This is a genomic window from Hydrogenophaga sp., from assembly GCF_041913525.1.
Lineage (GTDB): Bacteria > Pseudomonadota > Gammaproteobacteria > Burkholderiales > Burkholderiaceae_C > Hydrogenophaga.
In genome coordinates this window covers 19,009-39,497 of sequence record NZ_JAYSFD010000016.1, presented here as the reverse complement: position 1 = coordinate 39,497, position 20,489 = coordinate 19,009, and the positions used below count along the sequence as shown (strand labels likewise).

The window sequence follows — 20,489 nt, the reverse complement described above, 5'->3', positions numbered from 1 at the left end:
AACAAAGCCGTTTCAAAACAAAGCTGTTGCAAAACAACTTTGTTTTCATCCGCCGGAAGAGACAGGAGCCCCCGTGATTGCCGCCCTCCCCTACCGAGACAAGTCCTACGGCCGCCAGCAAGAAGTGGCCGACCTATACGACGCGTTCGATCGCGGCGACAACATTTCCATGCACGGCCCGTGGCGGCTGGGCAAGACCTTTTTGCTGGACCGGCTGGTGGAACAGGCCCCAGAGCGACGCTGGGTGGCGGTGAAGGTGGAACTGGCGGGCTGCACCAGCGCCGCCATGGTGTTTCGCGAGTTGTGCAGCCGGCTGGGTGAGCGCCGCAGCGGAGGCGAACAGGCCAAAAGCTACCTGCTGCAGCGCCTGACGCAGTGCCTGGGGGCCTCGGCCCAGGATGGCGGCCCCTGGTACCAGGCGTTCATACACCTCGATCACGCCCAGTTCCTGGAGCGCCTCATCCGTGCGCTGCACGAGGACACCGCGCGCCGCTGGGTGCTGCTGATCGACGAGCTTCCCATCTTCCTCAAGGCCTTGCACGACCAAGGCACGGCCGGCGTTGACGCAGCGCGCCAGTTCATGAACCAGCTCATCCGCATGCAGCAGGCCTGCCCGCGGGTGCGCTGGCTCATCACGGGCTCCATCGGCATCGAGCCGCTGGCCCGCTTGGGCCAGTACCTGGGCACGCTGGCGAAGTTCCGGCCATTCACGCTGCACCCGCTGCCCGAAGGGCCCGCGCGCGACCTGGTGCAAGACCTGGCACGAGAAGGCAAGCTGATGGGCCGCCAATGCATCACCGACGACGAGGCCAACTGCCTGGTGGCGGCAGTGGGCTGGCGCTCGGCCTTCTACCTGGAAGCCGTGGCGCAGAAGGTGCGCGGCGCACCATCGGAAGACCGCGAGGGCGCGCAACAAGCCATTGAAGACGCGGTCTCGCGCCTGCTGGAACCCTCAGAAATGGCCACCTTCGGGCCATGGGAAGAGCACATTCGCAAGCACTACCGCGACGCGGAATGCGCCGTGGCCTTCGCCGTGCTCAATGCCCTGGCCGTCCGCCCTCAGGGCCTGGACCTCAACAACCTGCTGGCGCAGGTGGCGAAACCGGCCCTTACCCGTGACGCGCTGCTGGGTGTGCTGCAGCGCCTGCACATCGAGGGCTTCGTCGAGGTGGACGACTGGGCCGCCGACCAACCGGTGAGCGCCTTTCGCAACCCGCTGCTCAAGCGCTGGTGGCAGCGCTACCGCCCCCAGCCTTGAGGAGTGCCGACATGGACCTGATCCTCTTCAACCCCAACGCGCAGAACGAAGCCGATTTCCTGAAGGGCTTCATCGCCCGGCAGGACATCCTGGACTTCCTGCTGAACCAGCTGCGCCAGCTGCCCGAGGACCAGGCGGCGCGCCACCACCTGATGGTGGCGCCAAGAGGTTTCGGCAAAACGTCTTTGCTGCGGCGCACTGCCATTGGCATTCGAGAAGCCCCCGAGCTGATGGCCCGCTTCGTGCCGTTGCGCTTTCGCGAAGAACAGCACAACGTGATCAGCCTGGACGTGTTCTGGCGCAATTGCCTGCACGCGCTGCTGGAAGCTCGCGAGGACGAAGGCGCGCCCGCCGATGAGCTGGACCGCCTCGACGCCCTGTGGGAGCGGCACACCCCTCGGCACCTGGAGGCGCGCACGCAGCAAGATGGCGGCCCCGCTTGGGACGCCTTGCAGCAGGAGTGCCGACGCCTGGGGCGCCGTGCGGTGCTGCTGATCGACAACCTCGACACCCTGCTGGCTGGCCTGAGCGAGGCGCACCAGTGGGCGCTGCGCAAATGCCTGCAACAAGACGACGGCCCGGTGATGCTGGCCGCGGCCTCGCGCTACCCCGAATCCATTCACCAGCACCAAGCCCCCTTCTTCGATTTCTTCCGCATCCAGCCGCTTGACCGCCTGGACAACGCCGAGGTGATGGCCTGCCTGAAGCACATCGCGCAGCAGCGCGGAACCAGCGGCACGCCGGTGTTGCAGTTGCTGCGCCACGAGCCCGGGCGCATTGCCGCGCTCAACACGCTGGCCGGCGGCAACCCGCGCACGCTCAGCGTGCTGTACCGCGTGCTCGAATCGCACATGAGCGCCGACGTGCTCTCGCAACTCAGCGCCATGCTCGACACCTTCACCGGCTGGTACCAGGCGCGCACCGAAGAACTGGCCTTGCAAAGCCGCGCGGTGTTCGACGCGCTGGCGCTGAACTGGAACCCCATGACCGCGGCCAAGCTCAGCGAGGTTACGGGCCTGGACACGGCGGCGGTGAGCAGCCACCTGAGCCGACTGGAAAAAAGCGGGCATGTCGAGGCGGTCTCACTCACCAGCCATCGCAAAGGCCGCAAGGGCTACCAAGTGGCCGAGCGCTTCTACAACATCTGGTACCTGATGCGAAACGGTCCGCGCCGCGCCCGGCAAAGCATTCGCTTCCTCACCAGCTTCATGCAGACCTGCTACAGCCCGGCAGAGCGGCGCCGCTTGGCGCAAAAAACGCTGAACGAGGGCAAGGCCGAGCCCGAGTACGCGCTGGCCCTGGCCAGCATGCTGCGCCCCGGGCCGCTGCGCCAGCGCCTGATCGACCACGCCACCAACCTGACCCAGGCCAGTGGCCAGGCCGACGTGTACCGCGAGCTGATCGCCGATCTGCAAGCCGATGCCCGCGCACCCGTCGTGCGCGATGGCCCGCACGGCATCGCGCACGACCATGTGCAGGCGCGTGCGCTCATGCGCGAAGGCCTGGCCGCCGAGAGCGCCGACCGCCCGCGCGTGGCCCTGGCGCGCTACCAAGCCGTGCGCGAACAATTTGGCCAAAGCCACGATGCCATGGCCCTCGAGGAAGTGGCTTGGGCCTATAGGCTCAGCATCGCCCTGCACTCGCGGCTGCGGCAGCACCGCCAGGTGCTGGCCTTGAGCGAAGAGTTCATCGCAAGGCTAGGCGAATCCACCGATCCGGTGCACCAGCGCCACCTCACCCGGGCGCGCCTCAACCGGGCTGCGGCCCAGGCCAGCCTGGGCCGCTGGCGCCTGGCCGTGCAGGACTTACAGGCACTGCTGGGGCCCGACGACGGCGGCGCAGCGGGCGCCCTGAACGAGGACACCATCAGGGCTGGCACCCTGCTGGCCCAGGTACTGGCCGATCACGGGCAGCGCCCGGCGGCGCTGGACACCTACCGCCGGCTCATCGGCTGGTTCGCGGCCAACCAAGACTCGCCCCTGGCGCTGCAGGTCACGCGCGCACGCCTTGCCCTGGCGCGGCTGCTGGCCGATGGCGGCGACACACCCGAGGCCCTGGACGTCCTGACCCAAGCGGCGCAGATCGCCACCGAGCGGCGCGAAACCGATGCACAGGCCTGGACCGAGTGGTGGGCCGGCGCCCTGTTGTCGCGCGCCCAGTTGCTGCAGGAAGCCGAAGAATGGGCTGCCTCACGCGAACACCTGGCGCCGGTGATCCGCGACCTGGCCGGCACAGCCGAGCGTGCCTGGCAGAAGCAATGGGCGTGGGCCCTGACCTTCGAAGGCAAGGCGCTGTCGATGCTGGGCCTGACGCAGGACAGCATCGCCTCGAAGCAGCGGCTGCTGGACGCGCTGGGGGCAAGCGAAGACAAGGACATCGTGCGCCGCCTGATCAGCGCACGGCTGCTGCAAGCCGAATGCGAGCTGGAACTGGGCCACACCGACGCGGCGGCCTTGGCCACCGACCAGGCCGAGGCCCTGTGCGAACGCCTGCCGCCAGGCGAGCGCGCTCTGCAACAAATCTGGGTGGCCCTGCAGCGCAGCGATGTGTGGATCGAACGCGGCCAGTTGGAGGCAGCAGAACACTGCCTGGAGGAAGGCATCCACCGCTGCGCCGTGCTGGAAGACCGCCAGTCCATGGAGATGCGGGCCCTGTGCCACGCGGGCCTGGCCGACCTGATGGAACGCCAGCAACGCTGGCAAGAGGCCATCGACCAATGGCAACGGGTCATTGAACTCGACGCCACATCAATCGAACCACGGCTGGCACAAGCCAGCTTGCTGGCGGACCCGGCGGGTCAGGCCCATGAGGCGGCCACCGTGCTGGAGGTGACGCTCACCCTGCACATGCCAGAGGCCGACCGGGCTGCCGCGCATCGTCTGTTGGGGCAACTGCAGGCGCTGGCGTTGGGCCAGCCAGAGGCTGCGCGGCCGCACCTGACGGCGGCCATGGCGATCGCGCCACAACCCCTGGACGGCGTGGTCCTCGCCTTGGCCACCCCCACGCCCGACTGGCCACGGGTATTCGACGAGTTGGTGCGGGCGCTGGACGTGCCAGAGGCCATGGCACCCGACAACGGGCTGCACCGAATCCTGGCCCACCTCAAACACCAGGGGCAAGCCTGCGCGCTGGCCGACTGGATGCGCGCCCACGGCGCCCACCAGCGCCAGGCCCTGCTGCACGGCGCACTGCTTGCGATGGCGCTCGGGGACGATCACCTGATGACGCTCAACCCCGAAACCCGCGAGGCAGCCCAGGCGTTGCTGAGAAGCGTGCCGTCGTGGCGCCCTCCCAAGACCCACGCGAAACACTGAGACGGTGGCGGCGCGGGCCCAAAGATGTTTTGGTGATAAACAACCAAAAACGTATTCGTTCCGTGTCTGAGCGATTGCCGAGATGATGCGCTCCAAGGTCGATTGACCCCCTGACAACCGCCCCCTTTCGCACACAAGGAACCCCCATGAGCACCCGCCGCACCCTTCTGCAAACCCTGGCCGCCGCCGCGCTGGCCGCCGCCGGCACCCTGGCCGTGGCCCAGCCCGCGCCCGTGACCCTGCTCAACGTGTCGTATGACCCGACGCGCGAGCTGTACGTGGAATTCAACGCCGCCTTCGCCAAGCACTGGAAGGCCAAGACCGGCCAAGACGTGACCATCAAACAAAGCCACGGCGGCTCGGGCAAGCAGGCGCGCTCCATCATTGACGGCCTGGACGCCGACGTGGCCACCCTGGCCCTGGCAGGCGACACCGACGCGCTGCACACCAACGGCCAGTGGATTCCCAAAGACTGGCAAAAGCGCCTGCCGCACAACAGCTCGCCCTACACCTCCACCATCGTGCTGGTGACCCGCGCGGGCAACCCCAAGAACATCAAAGACTGGGACGACCTGATCCGCCCGGACGTGAAGGTCATCACCCCCAACCCCAAGACCTCGGGCGGTGCCCGCTGGAACTACCTGGCCGCCTGGGAATTCGCCAAGCGCAAGTACGGCGGCGATGCCCGGGCCAAGGAGTTCGTGGCCAAGCTCTACAACAACGTGCCCGTGCTCGACACCGGCGCGCGTGGCTCCACCATCACCTTCTCGCAGCGCAACCAGGGTGACGTGCTGATCGCCTGGGAAAACGAGGCCTACCTGCTGGAAAAAGAATTCGGCAGCAAGGTGGACTTCGTCTACCCCTCGCTGTCCATCCTGGCCGAACCGGCCGTGACCGTGGTGGACAAAAACGTGGACAAGAAGGGCACCCGAGCCGTGGCCCAGGCTTACCTGGAGTACCTCTACAGCGACGAAGGCCAGGACATCGCGGGCAAAAACTTCTACCGCCCCATCTCGCCCAAGGCGCAGGCCAAGTACGCCAAGCAGCTGCCCAAGCTCAACCTATTCAAGATCGACGAGGCCTTCGGCGGCTGGGACAACGCCACCAAGGTGCACTTCGCCGACGGCGGCAGCTTTGACCAGATCTACACCAAAAAATAAGCCGCGCTGTCACCGCACCCCCAGGGAGATTCACCGTGTCCATTCTGTTGATCGCTGGCAGCCCGTCCGAGCACTCGCGCTCGGCCGCCCTGCTCGACGCGGTGGCCGAGCGCCTGGCCCAGCGCCAGGTGCACTTCAGCCGGCTGCCCATCCGCGACCTGTCGCCCCAGGCGCTGCTGCTGGCCGATTTCAACCACGCCAGCGTGCGCCGCGCCATCGCCCAGGTGGAAACCGCGCGCGCGGTGGTGGTGGCCACCCCGGTCTACAAGGCCGCCTACAGCGGCGTGCTCAAGGTCTTTCTCGACCTGCTGCCGCAGACCGGCCTGAAGGGCAAGATCGTGCTGCCGCTGGCCACGGGCGGCAGCCCGCACCACATGCTCGCGCTGGACTACGCGCTGCGCCCGGTGCTGCAGTCGCTCTCGGCGCGCCAGATCCTGCCCGGCGTCTACGCCACCGACGCCCAGATTCCGAAAGACGAGCACGGCCGGTACCACGTGGGCGATGAGATCGCCAGCCGGCTGGACGACGCCGTCAACACCTTGCTCACCGACGGCCTGCGAATGCCGCCCACGGCCGGCTTCGCGCCCGTGCCGTTCTCGCAGGTGCGATGTAGCGTCTGACGGCGCCCGCGGGCCCCGCGCCCGCGCCATCGCTCCCCCTTCCCCTTCCCCTTCGTTTTGTTCACCACCTCGCGGTGGTCGGCAGGGCTGCGCCTGTGCGCGCCTGCGGGCCATCGCCCCCCAAAGGAAATTCGCATGTCTTCGATCACCCGCCGCCAACTGGCCTTGGGCGCGCTTAGCGCCCTCGGCGCCACCGTCCTCTCCACCCTGCCGGCCACCGCGGCCTTCGCCCAGCAGGGCCGCGTGCTGCGCATCGGCCACCAGAAGGGCCTGCTGAGCCTGCTCAAAGGCCGCGGCACGCTGGAACAGCGCCTGGCCCCGCTGGGCGTGAAGGTCACCTGGACCGAATTCACCGCCGGCCCGGTGCAGCTCGAGGCCCTGAACGTGGGCTCCATCGACTTCGGTGACGTGGGCGAGGCCCCGCCCATCTTCGCGCAGGCCGCCGGCGCCCCGCTGGCCTACGTGGCCGCCACGCCGCCGCGCCCGGCGTCGGAAGCGGTGCTGGTGCCCAAAGACTCGGCCATCAAAACCGTGGCGGATCTCAAGGGCAAAAAGGTGGCCTTCAACAAAGGCTCCAACGTGCACTACTTCCTGGTGAAGCTGCTGGAAAAACACGGTCTGAAGTACGCCGACGTGCAGCCCATCTTCCTGCCCCCGGCCGATGCGCGCGCCGCCTTCGAGAAGGGCTCGGTGGACGCCTGGGTGATCTGGGACCCCTTCCTCGCCGCGGCCGAACACAGCCTGGGCGCGCGGGTGCTGGCCGATGCCAAGGGCGTGGTGAACAACCGCTCTTACTACTTCTCGTCGCTGCCCTACGCGCGCCAGAACCCCGACGTGACCAAGGTGCTGATCGAGGAACTCTCCAAGCTCGACACCTGGGGCAGCGCCAACCGCGACGCGCTGGCCGCCGAGTTCGCGCCGCTGTGGGGCCTGCCCAAGCCGGCGGTGGACATCGCGGTGCAGCGCTCGGTATACGGCACCGGCCCGATCACCAAGGCCATCTTGCAAGAGCAGCAGGCCATTGCCGACACCTTCTTCGACTTGAAGCTGATCCCCAAAAAGATCCGCCTGCTCGACGCCGCCGTCGGCGCGCTGTGACCCCCACCCAAAGGCCCTGACATGAAGATCTTCTGGTTCATCCCCACCCACGGCGACAGCCGCTACCTGGGCACCGCCGAAGGCGCGCGCCAGCTCACGCACGACTACCTCAAGCAAGTGGCGCAGGCCGCCGACAGCCTGGGCTACGAGGGCGTGCTCATTCCCACCGGGCGCTCGTGCGAAGACCCCTGGGTGGTGGCCGCCAGCCTGCTGCCGGTGACGCAGCGGCTGAAGTTCCTGATCGCCGTGCGCCCCGGCCTGCACCAGCCCGCGCTGGCCGCGCGCATGGCCGCCAGCTTTGACCGCCTCTCCGGCGGGCGCCTGCTCATCAACCTCGTCACCGGTGGCGACCGCGCCGAGCTGGAAGGCGACGGCGTGTTCCTGGACCACGCCCAGCGCTACGAACAATCGGCCGAGTTCATTCGCATCTGGCGCGAAATCTTCCGCCGCAGCCACACCGGCGAGGCCCTGGATTTCGAGGGCGAGCACCTGCAGGTCAAGGGCGCCAAGCTGCTGTTCCCGCCCCTGCAACAGCCCCACCCGCCGGTGTTCTTCGGTGGCTCGTCAGAGGCCGCACACGAGCTGGCCGCCGAGCAGGTGGACACCTACCTCACCTGGGGCGAACCGCCCGCCGATGTGGCCCGCAAAGTGGCCGACGTGCGCGAGCGCGCCGCCCGGCACGGGCGCACGGTGAAGTTCGGCATTCGCCTGCACGTGATCGTGCGCGAAACCGAGGCCGAGGCCTGGGCAGCCGCCGAGCGCCTTATCAGCCGCCTGGACGACAACATCGTGGTGCAGGCACAGGCCGCGTTTGCGCGCATGGACTCAGAAGGCCAGCGCCGCATGGCCGCGCTGCACGCAGGCGGCAAGAAACGCACGCGCGCCGAGCTGGAGATCAGCCCCAACCTGTGGGCCGGCGTGGGCCTGGTGCGCGGCGGGGCCGGCACCGCCCTGGTGGGCGACCCGCAAACCGTGGCCGCCCGCATTCAGGAATACGCCGAGCTGGGGCTGGACCACTTCGTGCTCTCGGGCTACCCGCACCTGGAAGAGGCTTACCGCTTCGCGGAACTGGTGTTCCCGCTGCTGCCGCTGTCGGTGCGCGAGAAGCTGCCCGGCGCCACGCCCACCGGCCCGTTTGGTGAGACCGTGGCCAACCTGTACTCGCCACCGGCCCAGCGGGCCTCGCAAAGCTGAAGGCACGGCCATGAGCAACCCCGCCGTGACCCTCAACCCCGCGCCCGCCGCCCCAGTGCAGGCGGCCACCCGCCCCTGGGGCCGCGCCCTGCGCGCGCTGGCCAAGCGCCTGCTGCCCTGGCTCTTGCCGCTGGTGCTGGTGGTGCTGTGGCAGCTCTCGGCCCAATGGGGCTGGCTGTCGTCTCGCGTGCTGCCCGCGCCGCTGGGCGTGCTGCAGGCCGGGTGGACGCTGGCCGAATCGGGCGAGCTGTGGCAACACGTGAAGATCAGCGCCGGCCGCGCCTTGCTGGGCCTGGCCATCGGCGGTGGCCTGGGCCTGGCGCTGGGCCTGCTCACTGGGTCGGTGCGCGTGGCCGAGACGCTGCTGGACTCCACCGTGCAGATGGTCCGCAACATCCCGGCCCTGGCGCTGATTCCGCTGGTGATTCTGTGGTTCGGCATCGACGAGGCGGCCAAGCTGTTCCTCATCGCGGTGGCGGTGTTCTTCCCGATCTACCTGAACACCTTCCACGGCATCCGCAACGTGGACCCGGGCCTGATCGAGATGGGCCGCACCTACGGCCTCTCGCGCTGGGGCCTGTACACGCAGGTCATCCTGCCCGGCGCGCTGAGCTCCATCCTGGTGGGCCTGCGCTTTTCGCTGGGGCTCATGTGGGTGATCCTGATCGTGGCCGAGACCATCTCGGCGCAGGCCGGCATTGGCTACCTCACGATGAACGCCCGCGAGTTCCTGCAGACCGACATCGTGCTGGTGGGCATCCTGCTCTATGCCCTGCTGGGCAAGCTGGCCGATGTGTTCGCCCGTGCCCTGGAGCGCCACTGGCTGCGCTGGCACCCGGGCTACCAGACCACCACCTGAGGAGCCCCCATGAGCCAACACCCATCTTCTGGCGGCGTGCGCGTGCAGCTGCACCAGCTCTCCAAACGCTTCGGCCAGCGCGAGGTGCTCAAGCGCAATGAGCTGACGATCGAGCCCGGCGAGTTCGTGGCCATCGTGGGCCGCAGCGGCTGCGGCAAGAGCACGCTGCTGCGCCTGATCGCGGGCCTGGAACAGGCCAGCAGCGGCGAGCTGCGGCTGGACGGCGCGCCCGTGCAAGGCCTGAACGACAGCACGCGCATCATGTTCCAAGACGCGCGCCTGCTGCCCTGGAAGCGCGTGCTCGACAACGTGGCCCTGGGCCTGCCGCCCGAGCGGCGGGCCGACGCGGCCGCCGTGCTCTCGCAAGTGGGCCTGGGCGACCGCGTGAACGACTGGCCCGCGCGCCTCTCGGGCGGGCAGCGCCAGCGCGTGTCGCTGGCCCGTGCCCTGGTGCACCAGCCGCGCCTGCTCTTGCTGGACGAACCGCTGGGCGCGCTGGACGCGCTCACCCGCATCGAGATGCACGAACTCATTGAAGGCCTGTGGCGGCGCCACGGCTTCACGGCCTTGCTCGTCACGCACGACGTGCAAGAGGCGGTGGCCCTGGCCGACCGCGTGGTGCTGATCGAAGACGGCGAGATCGCGCTGGACGAGCGCATCGCCCTGCCCCGGCCGCGTTCGCGCGGTGACGCGGCCTTCGCCGCCACCGAGAAGCGCATCCTCGACCGCGTGCTGCAACACCCCGACACGGCCGAGCCCGCGCCCGACCCGAACTGGCCCGGCGTGCCCGCGCACGGCCTGCGCTGGGCCATCTGATTCCCCCATTCCTTTTTCTCTTTTTCTTTTTCACCTTTCTTTTTTCAGGAGAACCCCATGTCCATTCAAGCCATCAACGTGCGCAACCAGTTCAAAGGCAAGGTCAAGGAAATCATCCGTGGCGATGTCGTCTCGGAGATCGACGTCGAGACCCCCTGGGGCGGCATCGTCACCTCGGTCATCACCACCCGCTCGGTGGACAGCCTGGAGCTGAAGATCGGCTCGGAGGTGGTGGCGCTGGTGAAGTCGACCGAAGTGTCGCTGGCCAAGCTCTGATCGGGCCGCGAGAAGCACCGTGATCCAACTCGACGGCATTCACCACACCTACCGCGGCGGCAACGGCCCGGTGCACGCCCTGCGCGGCGTGGACCTGCGGGTGCAGCGCGGCGAGGTGTTCGGCGTGATCGGGCGCAGCGGCGCGGGCAAGAGCTCGCTGGTGCGCACCATCAACCTGCTCAACCGCCCCGACCAGGGCCGCGTGTGGGTGGACGGGCAAGACCTCACCGCGCTCAACGCGGCCGGCCTGCGCCGCGCCCGCCACGGCATCGGCATGGTCTTCCAGCACTTCAACCTGCTGTCCTCGCGCACGGTGTTTGACAACGTGGCCCTGCCACTGGAACTGGCGGGCCTGTCGCGGCGCGAGATTCGCGAGCGCGTGCAGCCCCTGCTGGAGCTGGTGGGCCTGGGCGCCCTGGGCGAGCGTTACCCGGCGCAGATCAGCGGCGGGCAGAAGCAGCGCGTGGGCATTGCCCGCGCGCTGGCCAGCCGCCCCCAGGTGCTGCTCTCGGACGAGGCCACCTCGGCGCTCGACCCGGAGACCACCCGCTCCATCCTGGCGCTGCTGCAGCAGATCAACCGCGAGCTGGGCCTGACGGTGGTGCTCATCACCCACCAGATGCAAGTCATCAAACAAGTGGCGCATCGCGTGGCGGTGATGGACGCGGGCCAGATCGTCGAGCAGGGCGAGACCCTTCAGGTGTTCAGCGCCCCGCAGCACGAGACCACCCGCAGCCTGCTGGACGACGTGGTGCCACAAGAGTTGCCCGCCCCGGTGCTGGAGCGCGTGCGCGCGCTGCTGGGGCGCCCAGGCCAGGCGCCGGCCAGCCTGCTGCGCCTGGTGTTCGCCGGCAGCAGTGGCGAGCAGCCCCTGCTGGCCGACCTGGTGCGCCGCTTCGGCGTGGACCTGAACATCGTGCACGGCCAGATCGACGAGGTGCAAGGCCACCCCTTCGGCACGCTGGCGGTGCTGGCGCGCGGCGCGCACGAGCAGGTGCAGGCGGCCATTGGCCACCTGCGCGGCGCGGGTGTGCTGGTGCAAGAACTGCCCTCCACGGAGGTGGCCCATGCTTGACCAACTCTCGGCCTGGTTCCCCCCGGCCCTCATTGACCTGTTCATCACCTCCTTCTGGGAGACGCTGGTGATGGTGGGCATCTCGGGCGCGCTGGGCGCGCTCATCGGCATTCCGCTGGGCGTGTCGCTGCGCCTGACCGACCGCGGCGGCGTGCTGGAAAGCGCGGCCTTCAACCGCACGGTGGGCGGGCTGGTGAACGCGGTGCGCTCCACGCCTTTCATCATCTTGCTGGTGGCGATCATTCCGTTCACGCGCTTGCTCACCGGCTCGTCCATCGGCACGGCGGCGGCCGTGGTGCCGCTCACCCTGGCCGCCGCGCCCTTCGTGGCCCGGCTGGTGGAGGCCTCGCTGCGCGAGGTGGACAGCGGCCTGATCGAAGCCGCGCAAGCCATGGGCGCCACCGTGCCGCAGATCGTGTTCAAGGTGCTGCTGCCCGAGGCGGTGCCCGGCATCGTGGCCGGCCTGACCATCACCCTGGTCAGCCTCACCGGCTACTCGGCCATGGCCGGCGCCATTGGCGGCGGCGGCCTGGGCGACCTGGGCATCCGCTACGGCTACCAGCGCTTCCTGCCCGAGGTGATGCTGGCCGTGGTGCTGCTGCTCATCGTCTTCGTGCAGGCCGTGCAGAGCCTGGGCGACTGGTTCGTGCGCCGCCTAAGCCACAAGTGACTCACAAGTGACCCACCAGTGATTTCCCCTCCACCCCAACCTTCGTTCATTTCATTCCCACAAGGACCCACCATGAGCAAACGCCAACTGCTGAAAACCACCCTCGCCCTCACCCTGGGCGCCGCCTTCGCCCTGCCTGCGCTGGCGCAAGACAAGCCGCTGAAGATCGGCGTGACCGCCGGCCCGCACGCGCAAATCTTCGAGCAGGTGAAGAAGATCGCCGAGAAAGACGGCCTGAAGATTCAAGTGATCGAGTTCAGCGACTACGTGCAGCCCAACGCCGCCCTGGCCGCCGGCGACCTGGACGCCAACAGCTACCAGCACAAGCCCTACCTCGATCAGCAAATCGCCGACCGCGGCTACAAGTTCTCGCCCGTGGGCTACACGGTGAACTTTCCCATCGGCATCTACAGCAAGAAGGTCAAAAGTCTGAAAGACCTGCCCGAGGGCGCCAAGGTGGGCATCCCCAACGACCCCACCAACGGCGGGCGCGTGCTGCTGGTGCTGCAAGACCAGGGCCTCATCCAGCTGCGCCCCAACGCCGGCCTGAAGGCCACGCCACTGGACGTGGTGGGCAACCCCAAGAAGCTGAAGTTCGTGGAACTGGACGCCGCGCAACTGCCGCGCTCGCTGGATGACCTGGACGCCTCGGCCATCAACACCAACTACGCCCTCTCCGCCGGCCTGAACCCGGGCAAGGACGCCATCGCCCGCGAGAGCGCCAAAAGCCCCTACGTGAACCTGATCGCGGTGCGCACCGCCGACAAGGACAAGCCCTGGGTGGCCAAGCTGGTGAAGGCCTACCAGTCGGACGCGGTGCGCCAGTTCATCCAGACCGAGTTCAAGGGCTCGGTGGTGCCTGGCTTCTGACACCCGCGAGACAAAGGCCCTGGCCCACCCGGCGGTTCTGCCGGGGCGGGCGCGGCCTGAGTGCCGCGCTCCCATTACCCTAGCGTCCCCGCAACCCGCAACGAGGAGACACACCCCATGTCAGCCAACTGGAAATTCGAAACCCGATCGGTGCACGCCGGCTACCGGCCCGACCCCACCACCAAGGCCGCGGCCGTGCCCATCTACCAGACGGCCGCCTACGCCTTCGACAACGCGCAGCACGGCGCCGACCTGTTTGACCTGAAGGTGCCGGGCAACATCTACACCCGCATCATGAACCCCACGCAGGACGTGCTGGAGCAGCGCGTGGCCTCGCTGGAGGGCGGCATCGCCGCGCTGGCACTGGCCTCGGGCCAGGCCGCCGTGACCTACGCGATCCAGACCATCGCGGAGGCGGGCGACAACATCATCTCCAGCACGGCGCTGTACGGCGGCACCTACAACCTGTTCGCCCACACCCTGCCGCAATACGGCATCACCACCCGCTTCGCCGACCACCGCGACCCGGCCAGCTTCGAGCCCCTGATCGACGCCAAGACCAAGGCCATCTTCGTGGAGAGCCTGGGCAACCCGCAGGGCAACGTGACCGACATCGCCCGCGTGGCCGAGATCGCCCACCGCCATGGCGTGCCCCTGATCGTGGACAACACGGTGGCCTCGCCCTTCCTGCTTCGCCCCATCGAGCACGGCGCCGACATCGTGGTGCACTCGCTCACCAAGTACCTCGGCGGCCACGGCACCACCATTGGCGGCGCCATCGTCGACAGCGGCAAGTTCCCCTGGGCTGAGCACAAGGCCCGCTTCCCCCGCCTGAACGAGCCCGACGTGAGCTACCACGGCGTGGTCTACACCGAGGCCCTGGGCCCGGCCGCCTACATCGGCCGTGCGCGCGTGGTGCCCCTGCGCAACATGGGCGCGGCCATCTCGCCCTTCAACGCCTTCCTCATCCTGCAAGGCATCGAGACCCTGGCCCTGCGCATGGAGCGCATCAACAGCAACGCGCTGGCCGTGGCCCAGCACCTGCAGCAGCACCCCAAGGTGGGCTGGGTGAACTACGCCGGCCTGCCCTCTCACCCCGAGCACGCGCTGGCCCAGAAGTACCTGGGCGGCAAGGCCTCGGGCCTGCTGACCTTCGGCGTGAAGGCCGCCGCCGGCGACGGTCGTGCCGCCGGGGCGCGCTTCCTGGACGCGCTGCAGCTCTTCACCCGCCTGGTGAACATCGGCGACGCCAAGTCGCTGGCCACCCACCCGGCCTCCACCACCCACCGCCAGCTCTCGCCCGAAGAGCTGGCCAAGTCGGGTGTGTCGGAAGACGCGGTTCGCCTGTCGGTGGGCATCGAGCACATCGACGACCTGCTGGCCGACCTGGATCAGGCGCTGGCCGCGGTCTGATCGCCCACACCGGGCCCCTGGTGGGCCCGAGGTTTCATGGGACACCCAACCGGTGTTGTCTCCGCTTCCCCCGGGAAGCTTTTCGCGCCCCGGCAACCCCGGGGCGCTTTTTTTGGCCAGTGCGGCGGGCCAAGGCACCACTCAGACGATTAAGCAATTAACAAACAACGATTCATTCGTTCCCAGAATAAAGAGTGCTCGCCAGAATGGCCCGATCATGAGCATTCCCACCGTCATCATCGTGCCCGGCTGGCGCAATTCCGGGCCTGGGCACTGGCAAACCCTGTGGGCCGAGCGCCTGCCCGGCGCCGTGCGCGTGGAACAAGACGACTGGCTCTGGCCCAAGCGCCCGGCCTGGGTGCAGCGCCTGGGCGACACCGTGCAGGCCCAGCCAGGCCCAGTGGTGCTGGTGGCCCATAGCCTGGGCTGCATCACCACCGCCCACCTGCCCGACGAGGTGGCCAGCCGGGTGCAGGGCGCGCTGCTGGTGGCCCCGGCCGACCCCGAGCGGCGCGGCGTGCTGGCCGATTTCGCGCCCGTTCCCTACCAGCGCCTGCCCTACCGCAGCGTGCTGGTGGCCAGCGACAACGACCCGTTCTGCCCCGTACGCCTGGCCGGGGCCTACGCGCGGGCCTGGGGCAGCGAGTTCGTGCGGGTGCCCCGGGCCGGGCACATCAACGTGGAATCGGGCCACGGCGAATGGCCCCTGGGCCTGGCGCTGCTGCAGTCGCTGCTGCCGCTGCCGCTCACACCTGGCGCTCTTTATTCCCAGGCGGCATAAGAAAACAAGAACAAAGTCGTTTGTGTTTGGTTTCTGGGCTCCCAGAATGGCCTACATCCCAACCGTTTCCTGACAGGCTTGCCATGAAAACCTCTCTGCGCGCGGCCCTTGCCGCCCTCGCCCTGGCCACCTCGGGCCTGGCCTCCGCCCAGACCTCGCTGCTGAACGTGTCGTACGACGTGGCGCGCGAGTTCTACAAAGACCTGAACGTGGCCTTCGTGGCCCATTACAAGAAGACCACCGGCCAAGACATCAAGGTGGACCAGTCGCACGCCGGCTCCAGCGCGCAGGCGCGCGCCGTGGCCGATGGCCTGGACGCCGACGTGGTGACCTTCAACACCACCACCGACGTCGACTTCCTGGCCGACAAGGGCGTGGTGGCCAAAGACTGGGCCAAGCGCTTCCCGAACAACGCCGCCCCCACCACGTCCACCATGCTGTTCCTGGTGCGCAACGGCAACCCCAAGAACATCAAAGACTGGGACGACCTGGTCAAGCCCGGCGTGCAGGTGGTGGTGGTGAACCCCAAGACGGGCGGCAACGGCCGCATGGCGTATCTCGCCGCCTGGGGCTATGTGCGCAGCAAGGGCGGCAGCGACGAGCAGGCCGCCGAGTTCGTGAGCAAGCTCTACAAGAACGTGCCGGTGCTGGCGCGTGGCGGGCGCGATGCCACGGGCATCTTCCTGCAGCGCAACATCGGCGACGTGCTGGTGACCTTTGAATCGGAAGTGGTGTCGGTGGACCGCGAGTTCGGCGCCGGCAAGGTGGACGCCATCCACCCCAGCGCCAGCATCGTGGCCGAGAACCCGGTGGCCATCGTGGAGCGCACGGTGAACAAGAAGGGCACCGCCGCCCAGGCCAAGGCCTACCTTGACTTCCTCTACAGCGATGAGGGCCAGGAAATCGCGGCCAAGCACAACATCCGCCCGCGCAACGAAGCGGTGCTGAAGAAGTACGCCGCGGCCTTCAAGCCCATCAAGCTGTTCACGGTGAACCAGTACTTCGGCTCGCTGGCCGAGGCGCAGAAGGTGCACTTCAACGACGGCGGCAAGTTCGACCAGCTCTACACCACGAAGTAAGCCCACCCCCGCCGCGCTGCGCGCGACCCCCTCAAGGGGGCGGCGCGAGCGGCCCGGCGGAGCCGGTTCCGCCGCGCCTCGCGATGAGGCATGTCGCTCCACCCTATTTGGTTTTTTTGCCATGACCACTGCCACGTTGCCTGCGGGCGCTGCACCGGCGTCTGCTGCCCGCCCCCGGCGCCGCGTGCTGCCGGGCTTTCACCTGACGCTGGGCTACACGCTGTTCTACCTGGGGCTGATCGTGCTGATCCCCTTGTCGGCGCTGCTGTTCAAGACCTTCACGCTCACCTGGCCGCAGTTCTGGGAGGCCGTGACCGGCCCGCGCGTGATGGCCTCGTACCGCCTGACCTTTGGCGCCTCGCTGATCGCGGCGCTGGTGAACGTGGTGGCCGGCCTGCTGGTGGCCTGGGTGCTGGTGCGCTATTCCTTCCCAGGCAAGAAGATCGTGGACGCGCTGGTCGATCTGCCCTTCGCCCTGCCCACCGCCGTGGCCGGCATTTCGCTCACCGCGCTGCTGGCGGGCAACGGCTGGATCGGCCAGTACCTGGAGCCGCTGGGCATTCAGCTCGCGTTTCAACCGGCGGGCGTGGTGATCGCGCTGATCTTCATTGGCCTGCCCTTCGTGGTGCGCACGGTGCAGCCGGTGCTGGAAGACGCCGAGAAAGAACTGGAAGAGGCCGCCATGTGCCTGGGCGCCACGCGCTGGCAGACCTTCAGCAAGGTCATCTTCCCCACCATCGCGCCCGCGCTGCTCACCGGCTTTGCCATGGCCTTTGCGCGCGCCGTGGGGGAATACGGCTCGGTGATCTTCATCGCGGGCAACGTGCCCATGGTGTCGGAGATCACGCCGCTCATCATCATCGGCAAGCTCGAGCAATACGACTACGCCGGCGCCACCGCCGTGGCCACGGTGATGCTGGGCATCTCGTTCATCCTGCTGCTGGTCATCAACGCACTGCAAGGCTGGCAACGCCGCCGCTCGGGAGACCTGGCATGAGCATTCGCACCACCGAATCGCGCCCCGTGCGGGTGCTGCTGATCGCGCTGGCCCTGGGCTTCATGGCCCTGTTCCTGGTGATGCCGCTGGCCGCCGTGTTCACCGAGGCCCTGCGCAAAGGCTGGGACGCCTACTGGGAAGCGCTGAAAGAGCCCGACGCCTGGTCGGCCATCCGCCTGACGCTCATCACCGCCGCCGTGGCCGTGCCGCTGAACCTGGTGTTCGGCGTGGCCGCGGCCTGGGCGGTGGCCAAGTTTGACTTCAAGGGCAAGAGCTTCCTGATCACGCTGATCGACCTGCCCTTCTCGGTCTCGCCCGTGGTGGCCGGCCTGATCTACGTGCTGGTGTTCGGCGCGCAAGGCTGGCTGGGCCCCTGGCTGGCCGAGCACGACATCAAGATCGTGTTCGCGGTGCCGGGCATCATCCTGGCCACCATCTTCGTGACCTTCCCCTTCATCGCCCGCGAGCTGATTCCGCTGATGCAGGCGCAGGGCAACGACGAAGAGCAAGCCGCGCAGGTGCTGGGCGCCAGCGGCTGGCAGACCTTCTGGTACGTGACACTGCCCAACATCAAGTGGGGCCTGATCTACGGCGTCATTTTGTGCAACGCCCGCGCTATGGGCGAGTTCGGCGCGGTGTCGGTGGTGTCGGGCCACATCCGCGGCCAGACCAACACCATGCCCCTGCACGTGGAAATTCTCTACAACGAGTACCAGTCGGTGGCCGCCTTTGCCGTGGCCTCGTTGCTGGCCCTGCTGGCCCTGGTGACGCTGGCCATCAAGAGCGCGGTGGAGTGGCGCCACGAACGCGAACTGAAGGCCGCCGCCGAGCTGCCACCAGAAGCCCCCTCACAAGCCCCCACGCCCGCCCCCCTGGTTCTGAAGGAAGCCCCATGAGCATCGACATCCGCAACGTCTCCAAGCGCTTCGGCACCTTCCAGGCGCTGGACAACATCGACCTGGACATCGCCTCGGGCGAGCTGCTGGCCCTGCTCGGCCCCTCGGGCTGCGGCAAGACCACGCTGCTGCGCATCATCGCCGGGCTGGAAACCGCCGACCACGGCCACATCCTGTTCAGCGGCGAAGACGCCACCGACAAGCACGTGCGCGACCGCGAGGTGGGTTTTGTGTTCCAGCACTACGCGCTCTTTCGCCACATGACCGTGGCCGACAACGTGGCCTTCGGCCTGCGCGTGAAGCCGCGCAGCCAGCGCCCCAGCGAGAAGCAAATCAAGGCCAAGGTGCACGACCTGCTCAAGCTGGTGCAACTTGACTGGCTGGCCGACCGCTACCCCTCGCAACTCTCGGGCGGGCAACGCCAGCGCATCGCCCTGGCCCGCGCACTGGCCGTTGAGCCCAAGGTGCTGCTGCTCGACGAGCCCTTCGGTGCGCTGGACGCCAAGGTGCGCAAAGAGCTGCGCCGCTGGCTGCGCCGCCTGCACGACGAGCTGCACGTGACCAGCATCTTCGTCACCCACGACCAGGAAGAAGCCCTTGAGGTGGCCGACCGCGTGGTGCTGATGAACCACGGCAAGATCGAACAGGTGGGCAGCCCCACCCAGGTGTGGGACCACCCGGCCACGCCCTTCGTGGCGTCCTTCCTGGGCGGCGTTCCCCTGCTGGGCGACAGCGGCACCCCGCTGCGCCCGCACGAACTGGACGTGCGCCCCCTCACGCCCGATGCCGACACCCGTGGCGCCGTGGTGGCCACGCTGCGCCGCGCCCTGGTGCTCGACCCGGTGGTGCGCCTGGAGCTGGAGGCCCAGCAAGGCGAGCACGACCTGATCGAAGCCCGCCTGGCCACGGCCCACTTCAACAACCTGGGCCTGCGCGAAGGCGACGCCGTGCTGGTGCGCCCGCGCCGCAGCGCCGTGGCGGCCTGAGCGCTCTCGCATCGCGCGGGCTGCGGAACTCCACGCGGCTGTCACGGCTCTGTGCCAGCATGGCCCTCCGCTGTGGGGTGGCCATGCCCCACCTCCTTCGCCCGCCCGCGCATGAAAACCCTCATCTGGTCGCTGTTCGCCCTGATCGCCCTTCTCTGGACCGGCATGGCCGTGCTCAGCGTGCAACTGGCCGACTGGGCCCTGGCCGCCATGGCCCAGGGCACCGCCCAGTGGAACCCGGCCGATCTGCCCGCCTGGCTCTCGATCTGGCTTGACCCGGCCTGGCTGCAGGCCCTGCAAGCCCTGTGGGCCGACTGGGTGCCCGCCCTGGTGAGCGTGCTGCCCTCGGGCGACAGCCTGGGCCAGTGGATCACCGTGCTGGTGTGGCTGTGCTGGGGCCTGGGCCTGATCGCCATGCTGGTGGGGGCCGTGGCCCTGCACTGGCTGGCGGGCCAGTTCGGGCCCAAGCTGCGCAACGGGGCCCCCGCTTGAGCGCCGAACCGCTGGCCCAGCGCCTGCGCGCGGCCGCCGACGCCCACGACCGCGCCGAGGCCGCCGACCTGCGCCTGAGCGTGGGCGAACTCGTGCGCCTGCACGACGACGCCTCGGTGGCCGTGCTGCTGATGCTGATGTCGGCCCTCACCGTGGTGCCCATTGCCGGCGCCGGCACGGTGCTGAGCTTTGGCCTGGTGGTCATCGCCTGGGCCTGGGTGCGCGGACAAGACCGCGTGCCCTTGCCGCGCCGCCTGGACGGCCTCACCCTGAACGAAACCTGGACGCGCCGCTGCCTGCACGGCCTGGCCTGGGTGTACGAGCAGGCCACGCGCTGGCTGCGCCCGCGCTGGACGGTGTGGAGCCACGGCGCCACGCGCGCCCTGTGGGGCGCCTGGATCGCGCTGATGGCGGCCATCATCTTCCTGCCGCTGCCCCTGGGCAATGTGCTGCCCAGCGTCAGCCTGATTTTGCTTGGGCTCGGTTGGATGGCGCGCGATGGAATTGCGCTCTTGCTGTCTACCCTGGTGGGCAGTGCGGCGGTGGGCTACACCGTCTCGCTGGGGCACCTGGCCCTGACGGCCTTGGCCCCGGTGCGCGGCTGGTTGGGCCTCTGACCCCGGCGTTGACACGAA

At 68.5% G+C, this 20,489-nt stretch carries 20 protein-coding genes; all 20 read left to right on the top strand.

Annotated elements, in window-relative coordinates:
- Positions 1–73 precede the first annotated feature (73 nt).
- The 20 genes from ACE3RQ_RS16460 (at position 74) to ACE3RQ_RS16365 (ending at position 20,471) form a co-directional block, all read left to right on the top strand.
- Positions 74–1,258, top strand: coding sequence for an ATP-binding protein (locus ACE3RQ_RS16460; protein WP_374523149.1), 1,185 nt, complete (start codon positions 74–76; stop codon positions 1,256–1,258).
- Between the two features lie 11 nt (positions 1,259–1,269).
- Positions 1,270–4,572 carry a hypothetical protein gene (locus tag ACE3RQ_RS16455; protein ID WP_374523148.1) on the top strand — a complete coding sequence of 1,101 codons (3,303 nt, stop codon included), beginning with the start codon at positions 1,270–1,272 and terminating at the stop codon, positions 4,570–4,572.
- Positions 4,573–4,718: 146 nt separating this feature from the next.
- Complete coding sequence (locus ACE3RQ_RS16450; protein ID WP_374523147.1) at positions 4,719–5,732, top strand: sulfate ABC transporter substrate-binding protein; 1,014 nt, start codon at positions 4,719–4,721, stop codon at positions 5,730–5,732.
- 35 nt (positions 5,733–5,767) lie between these two features.
- The gene (gene ssuE, locus ACE3RQ_RS16445; RefSeq protein WP_374523146.1) at positions 5,768–6,352 is read left to right on the top strand and encodes an NADPH-dependent FMN reductase; all 585 of its coding nucleotides are present in this window, start codon (positions 5,768–5,770) and stop codon (positions 6,350–6,352) included.
- A 135-nt stretch (positions 6,353–6,487) separates the two neighbouring features.
- Positions 6,488–7,450: a sulfonate ABC transporter substrate-binding protein gene (locus ACE3RQ_RS16440; RefSeq protein WP_374523145.1), complete on the top strand. Its 963-nt coding sequence runs from the start codon at positions 6,488–6,490 to the stop codon at positions 7,448–7,450.
- Positions 7,451–7,471: 21 nt separating this feature from the next.
- Positions 7,472–8,644, top strand: a complete 1,173-nt coding sequence (gene ssuD / locus ACE3RQ_RS16435) for an FMNH2-dependent alkanesulfonate monooxygenase (RefSeq protein ID WP_374523144.1) — start codon at positions 7,472–7,474, stop codon at positions 8,642–8,644.
- Between the two features lie 10 nt (positions 8,645–8,654).
- Entirely contained in the window at positions 8,655–9,503 is an 849-nt protein-coding gene (gene ssuC / locus ACE3RQ_RS16430; protein ID WP_374523142.1) for an aliphatic sulfonate ABC transporter permease SsuC, read from the top strand.
- A gap of 9 nt (positions 9,504–9,512) precedes the next feature.
- Entirely contained in the window at positions 9,513–10,319 is an 807-nt protein-coding gene (locus ACE3RQ_RS16425; protein WP_374523141.1) for an ATP-binding cassette domain-containing protein, read from the top strand.
- A gap of 57 nt (positions 10,320–10,376) precedes the next feature.
- Entirely contained in the window at positions 10,377–10,595 is a 219-nt protein-coding gene (locus ACE3RQ_RS16420) for a molybdopterin-binding protein (protein WP_374523139.1), read from the top strand.
- A 19-nt stretch (positions 10,596–10,614) separates the two neighbouring features.
- Entirely contained in the window at positions 10,615–11,670 is a 1,056-nt protein-coding gene (locus tag ACE3RQ_RS16415; RefSeq protein ID WP_374523138.1) for a methionine ABC transporter ATP-binding protein, read from the top strand.
- Complete coding sequence (locus tag ACE3RQ_RS16410; RefSeq protein ID WP_374523136.1) at positions 11,663–12,340, top strand: methionine ABC transporter permease; 678 nt, start codon at positions 11,663–11,665, stop codon at positions 12,338–12,340. The genes ACE3RQ_RS16415 and ACE3RQ_RS16410 overlap by 8 nt, the downstream gene beginning before the upstream one ends.
- A 72-nt stretch (positions 12,341–12,412) precedes the next feature.
- The gene (locus ACE3RQ_RS16405) at positions 12,413–13,210 is read left to right on the top strand and encodes a MetQ/NlpA family ABC transporter substrate-binding protein (RefSeq protein WP_374523135.1); all 798 of its coding nucleotides are present in this window, start codon (positions 12,413–12,415) and stop codon (positions 13,208–13,210) included.
- Positions 13,211–13,327: 117 nt separating this feature from the next.
- Positions 13,328–14,623 carry an O-acetylhomoserine aminocarboxypropyltransferase/cysteine synthase family protein gene (locus ACE3RQ_RS16400; RefSeq protein WP_374523134.1) on the top strand — a complete coding sequence of 432 codons (1,296 nt, stop codon included), beginning with the start codon at positions 13,328–13,330 and terminating at the stop codon, positions 14,621–14,623.
- Positions 14,624–14,840: 217 nt separating this feature from the next.
- The gene (locus ACE3RQ_RS16395) at positions 14,841–15,404 is read left to right on the top strand and encodes an RBBP9/YdeN family alpha/beta hydrolase (RefSeq protein ID WP_374523133.1); all 564 of its coding nucleotides are present in this window, start codon (positions 14,841–14,843) and stop codon (positions 15,402–15,404) included.
- A gap of 83 nt (positions 15,405–15,487) precedes the next feature.
- Complete coding sequence (locus ACE3RQ_RS16390) at positions 15,488–16,483, top strand: sulfate ABC transporter substrate-binding protein (protein WP_374523132.1); 996 nt, start codon at positions 15,488–15,490, stop codon at positions 16,481–16,483.
- A 121-nt stretch (positions 16,484–16,604) separates the two neighbouring features.
- The gene (cysT, locus tag ACE3RQ_RS16385; protein ID WP_374523131.1) at positions 16,605–17,480 is read left to right on the top strand and encodes a sulfate ABC transporter permease subunit CysT; all 876 of its coding nucleotides are present in this window, start codon (positions 16,605–16,607) and stop codon (positions 17,478–17,480) included.
- On the top strand, positions 17,477–18,376 hold the full coding sequence (gene cysW / locus ACE3RQ_RS16380) for a sulfate ABC transporter permease subunit CysW (protein WP_374523130.1): 900 nt from the start codon (positions 17,477–17,479) through the stop codon (positions 18,374–18,376). Before cysT ends, cysW begins: the two co-directional genes overlap by 4 nt.
- A complete protein-coding gene (locus ACE3RQ_RS16375) occupies positions 18,373–19,362 on the top strand; it encodes a sulfate/molybdate ABC transporter ATP-binding protein (RefSeq protein ID WP_374523129.1) in 990 nt (329 codons plus the stop codon). Before cysW ends, ACE3RQ_RS16375 begins: the two co-directional genes overlap by 4 nt.
- Before the next feature lie 111 nt (positions 19,363–19,473).
- Positions 19,474–19,854, top strand: coding sequence for a hypothetical protein (locus tag ACE3RQ_RS16370; protein WP_374523128.1), 381 nt, complete (start codon positions 19,474–19,476; stop codon positions 19,852–19,854).
- Positions 19,851–20,471 carry an exopolysaccharide biosynthesis protein gene (locus ACE3RQ_RS16365; protein WP_374523127.1) on the top strand — a complete coding sequence of 207 codons (621 nt, stop codon included), beginning with the start codon at positions 19,851–19,853 and terminating at the stop codon, positions 20,469–20,471. Before ACE3RQ_RS16370 ends, ACE3RQ_RS16365 begins: the two co-directional genes overlap by 4 nt.
- The last annotated feature ends 18 nt before the right edge of the window (positions 20,472–20,489 follow it).

What these genes read in the sequence shown, in the direction of transcription:
- ACE3RQ_RS16455 (WP_374523148.1), top strand. Translation starts at nt 1,270, where the DNA reads ATGGACCTGATCCTCTTCAACCCCAACGCGCAGAACGAAGCCGATTTC.
- ACE3RQ_RS16450 (WP_374523147.1), top strand. Translation starts at nt 4,719, where the DNA reads ATGAGCACCCGCCGCACCCTTCTGCAAACCCTGGCCGCCGCCGCGCTG.
- ACE3RQ_RS16440 (WP_374523145.1), top strand. Translation starts at nt 6,488, where the DNA reads ATGTCTTCGATCACCCGCCGCCAACTGGCCTTGGGCGCGCTTAGCGCC.
- ssuD (WP_374523144.1), top strand. Translation starts at nt 7,472, where the DNA reads ATGAAGATCTTCTGGTTCATCCCCACCCACGGCGACAGCCGCTACCTG.
- ssuC (WP_374523142.1), top strand. Translation starts at nt 8,655, where the DNA reads ATGAGCAACCCCGCCGTGACCCTCAACCCCGCGCCCGCCGCCCCAGTG.
- ACE3RQ_RS16425 (WP_374523141.1), top strand. Translation starts at nt 9,513, where the DNA reads ATGAGCCAACACCCATCTTCTGGCGGCGTGCGCGTGCAGCTGCACCAG.
- ACE3RQ_RS16420 (WP_374523139.1), top strand. Translation starts at nt 10,377, where the DNA reads ATGTCCATTCAAGCCATCAACGTGCGCAACCAGTTCAAAGGCAAGGTC.
- ACE3RQ_RS16410 (WP_374523136.1), top strand. Translation starts at nt 11,663, where the DNA reads ATGCTTGACCAACTCTCGGCCTGGTTCCCCCCGGCCCTCATTGACCTG.
- ACE3RQ_RS16405 (WP_374523135.1), top strand. Translation starts at nt 12,413, where the DNA reads ATGAGCAAACGCCAACTGCTGAAAACCACCCTCGCCCTCACCCTGGGC.
- ACE3RQ_RS16400 (WP_374523134.1), top strand. Translation starts at nt 13,328, where the DNA reads ATGTCAGCCAACTGGAAATTCGAAACCCGATCGGTGCACGCCGGCTAC.
- ACE3RQ_RS16395 (WP_374523133.1), top strand. Translation starts at nt 14,841, where the DNA reads ATGAGCATTCCCACCGTCATCATCGTGCCCGGCTGGCGCAATTCCGGG.
- ACE3RQ_RS16390 (WP_374523132.1), top strand. Translation starts at nt 15,488, where the DNA reads ATGAAAACCTCTCTGCGCGCGGCCCTTGCCGCCCTCGCCCTGGCCACC.
- cysT (WP_374523131.1), top strand. Translation starts at nt 16,605, where the DNA reads ATGACCACTGCCACGTTGCCTGCGGGCGCTGCACCGGCGTCTGCTGCC.
- cysW (WP_374523130.1), top strand. Translation starts at nt 17,477, where the DNA reads ATGAGCATTCGCACCACCGAATCGCGCCCCGTGCGGGTGCTGCTGATC.
- ACE3RQ_RS16375 (WP_374523129.1), top strand. Translation starts at nt 18,373, where the DNA reads ATGAGCATCGACATCCGCAACGTCTCCAAGCGCTTCGGCACCTTCCAG.
- ACE3RQ_RS16370 (WP_374523128.1), top strand. Translation starts at nt 19,474, where the DNA reads ATGAAAACCCTCATCTGGTCGCTGTTCGCCCTGATCGCCCTTCTCTGG.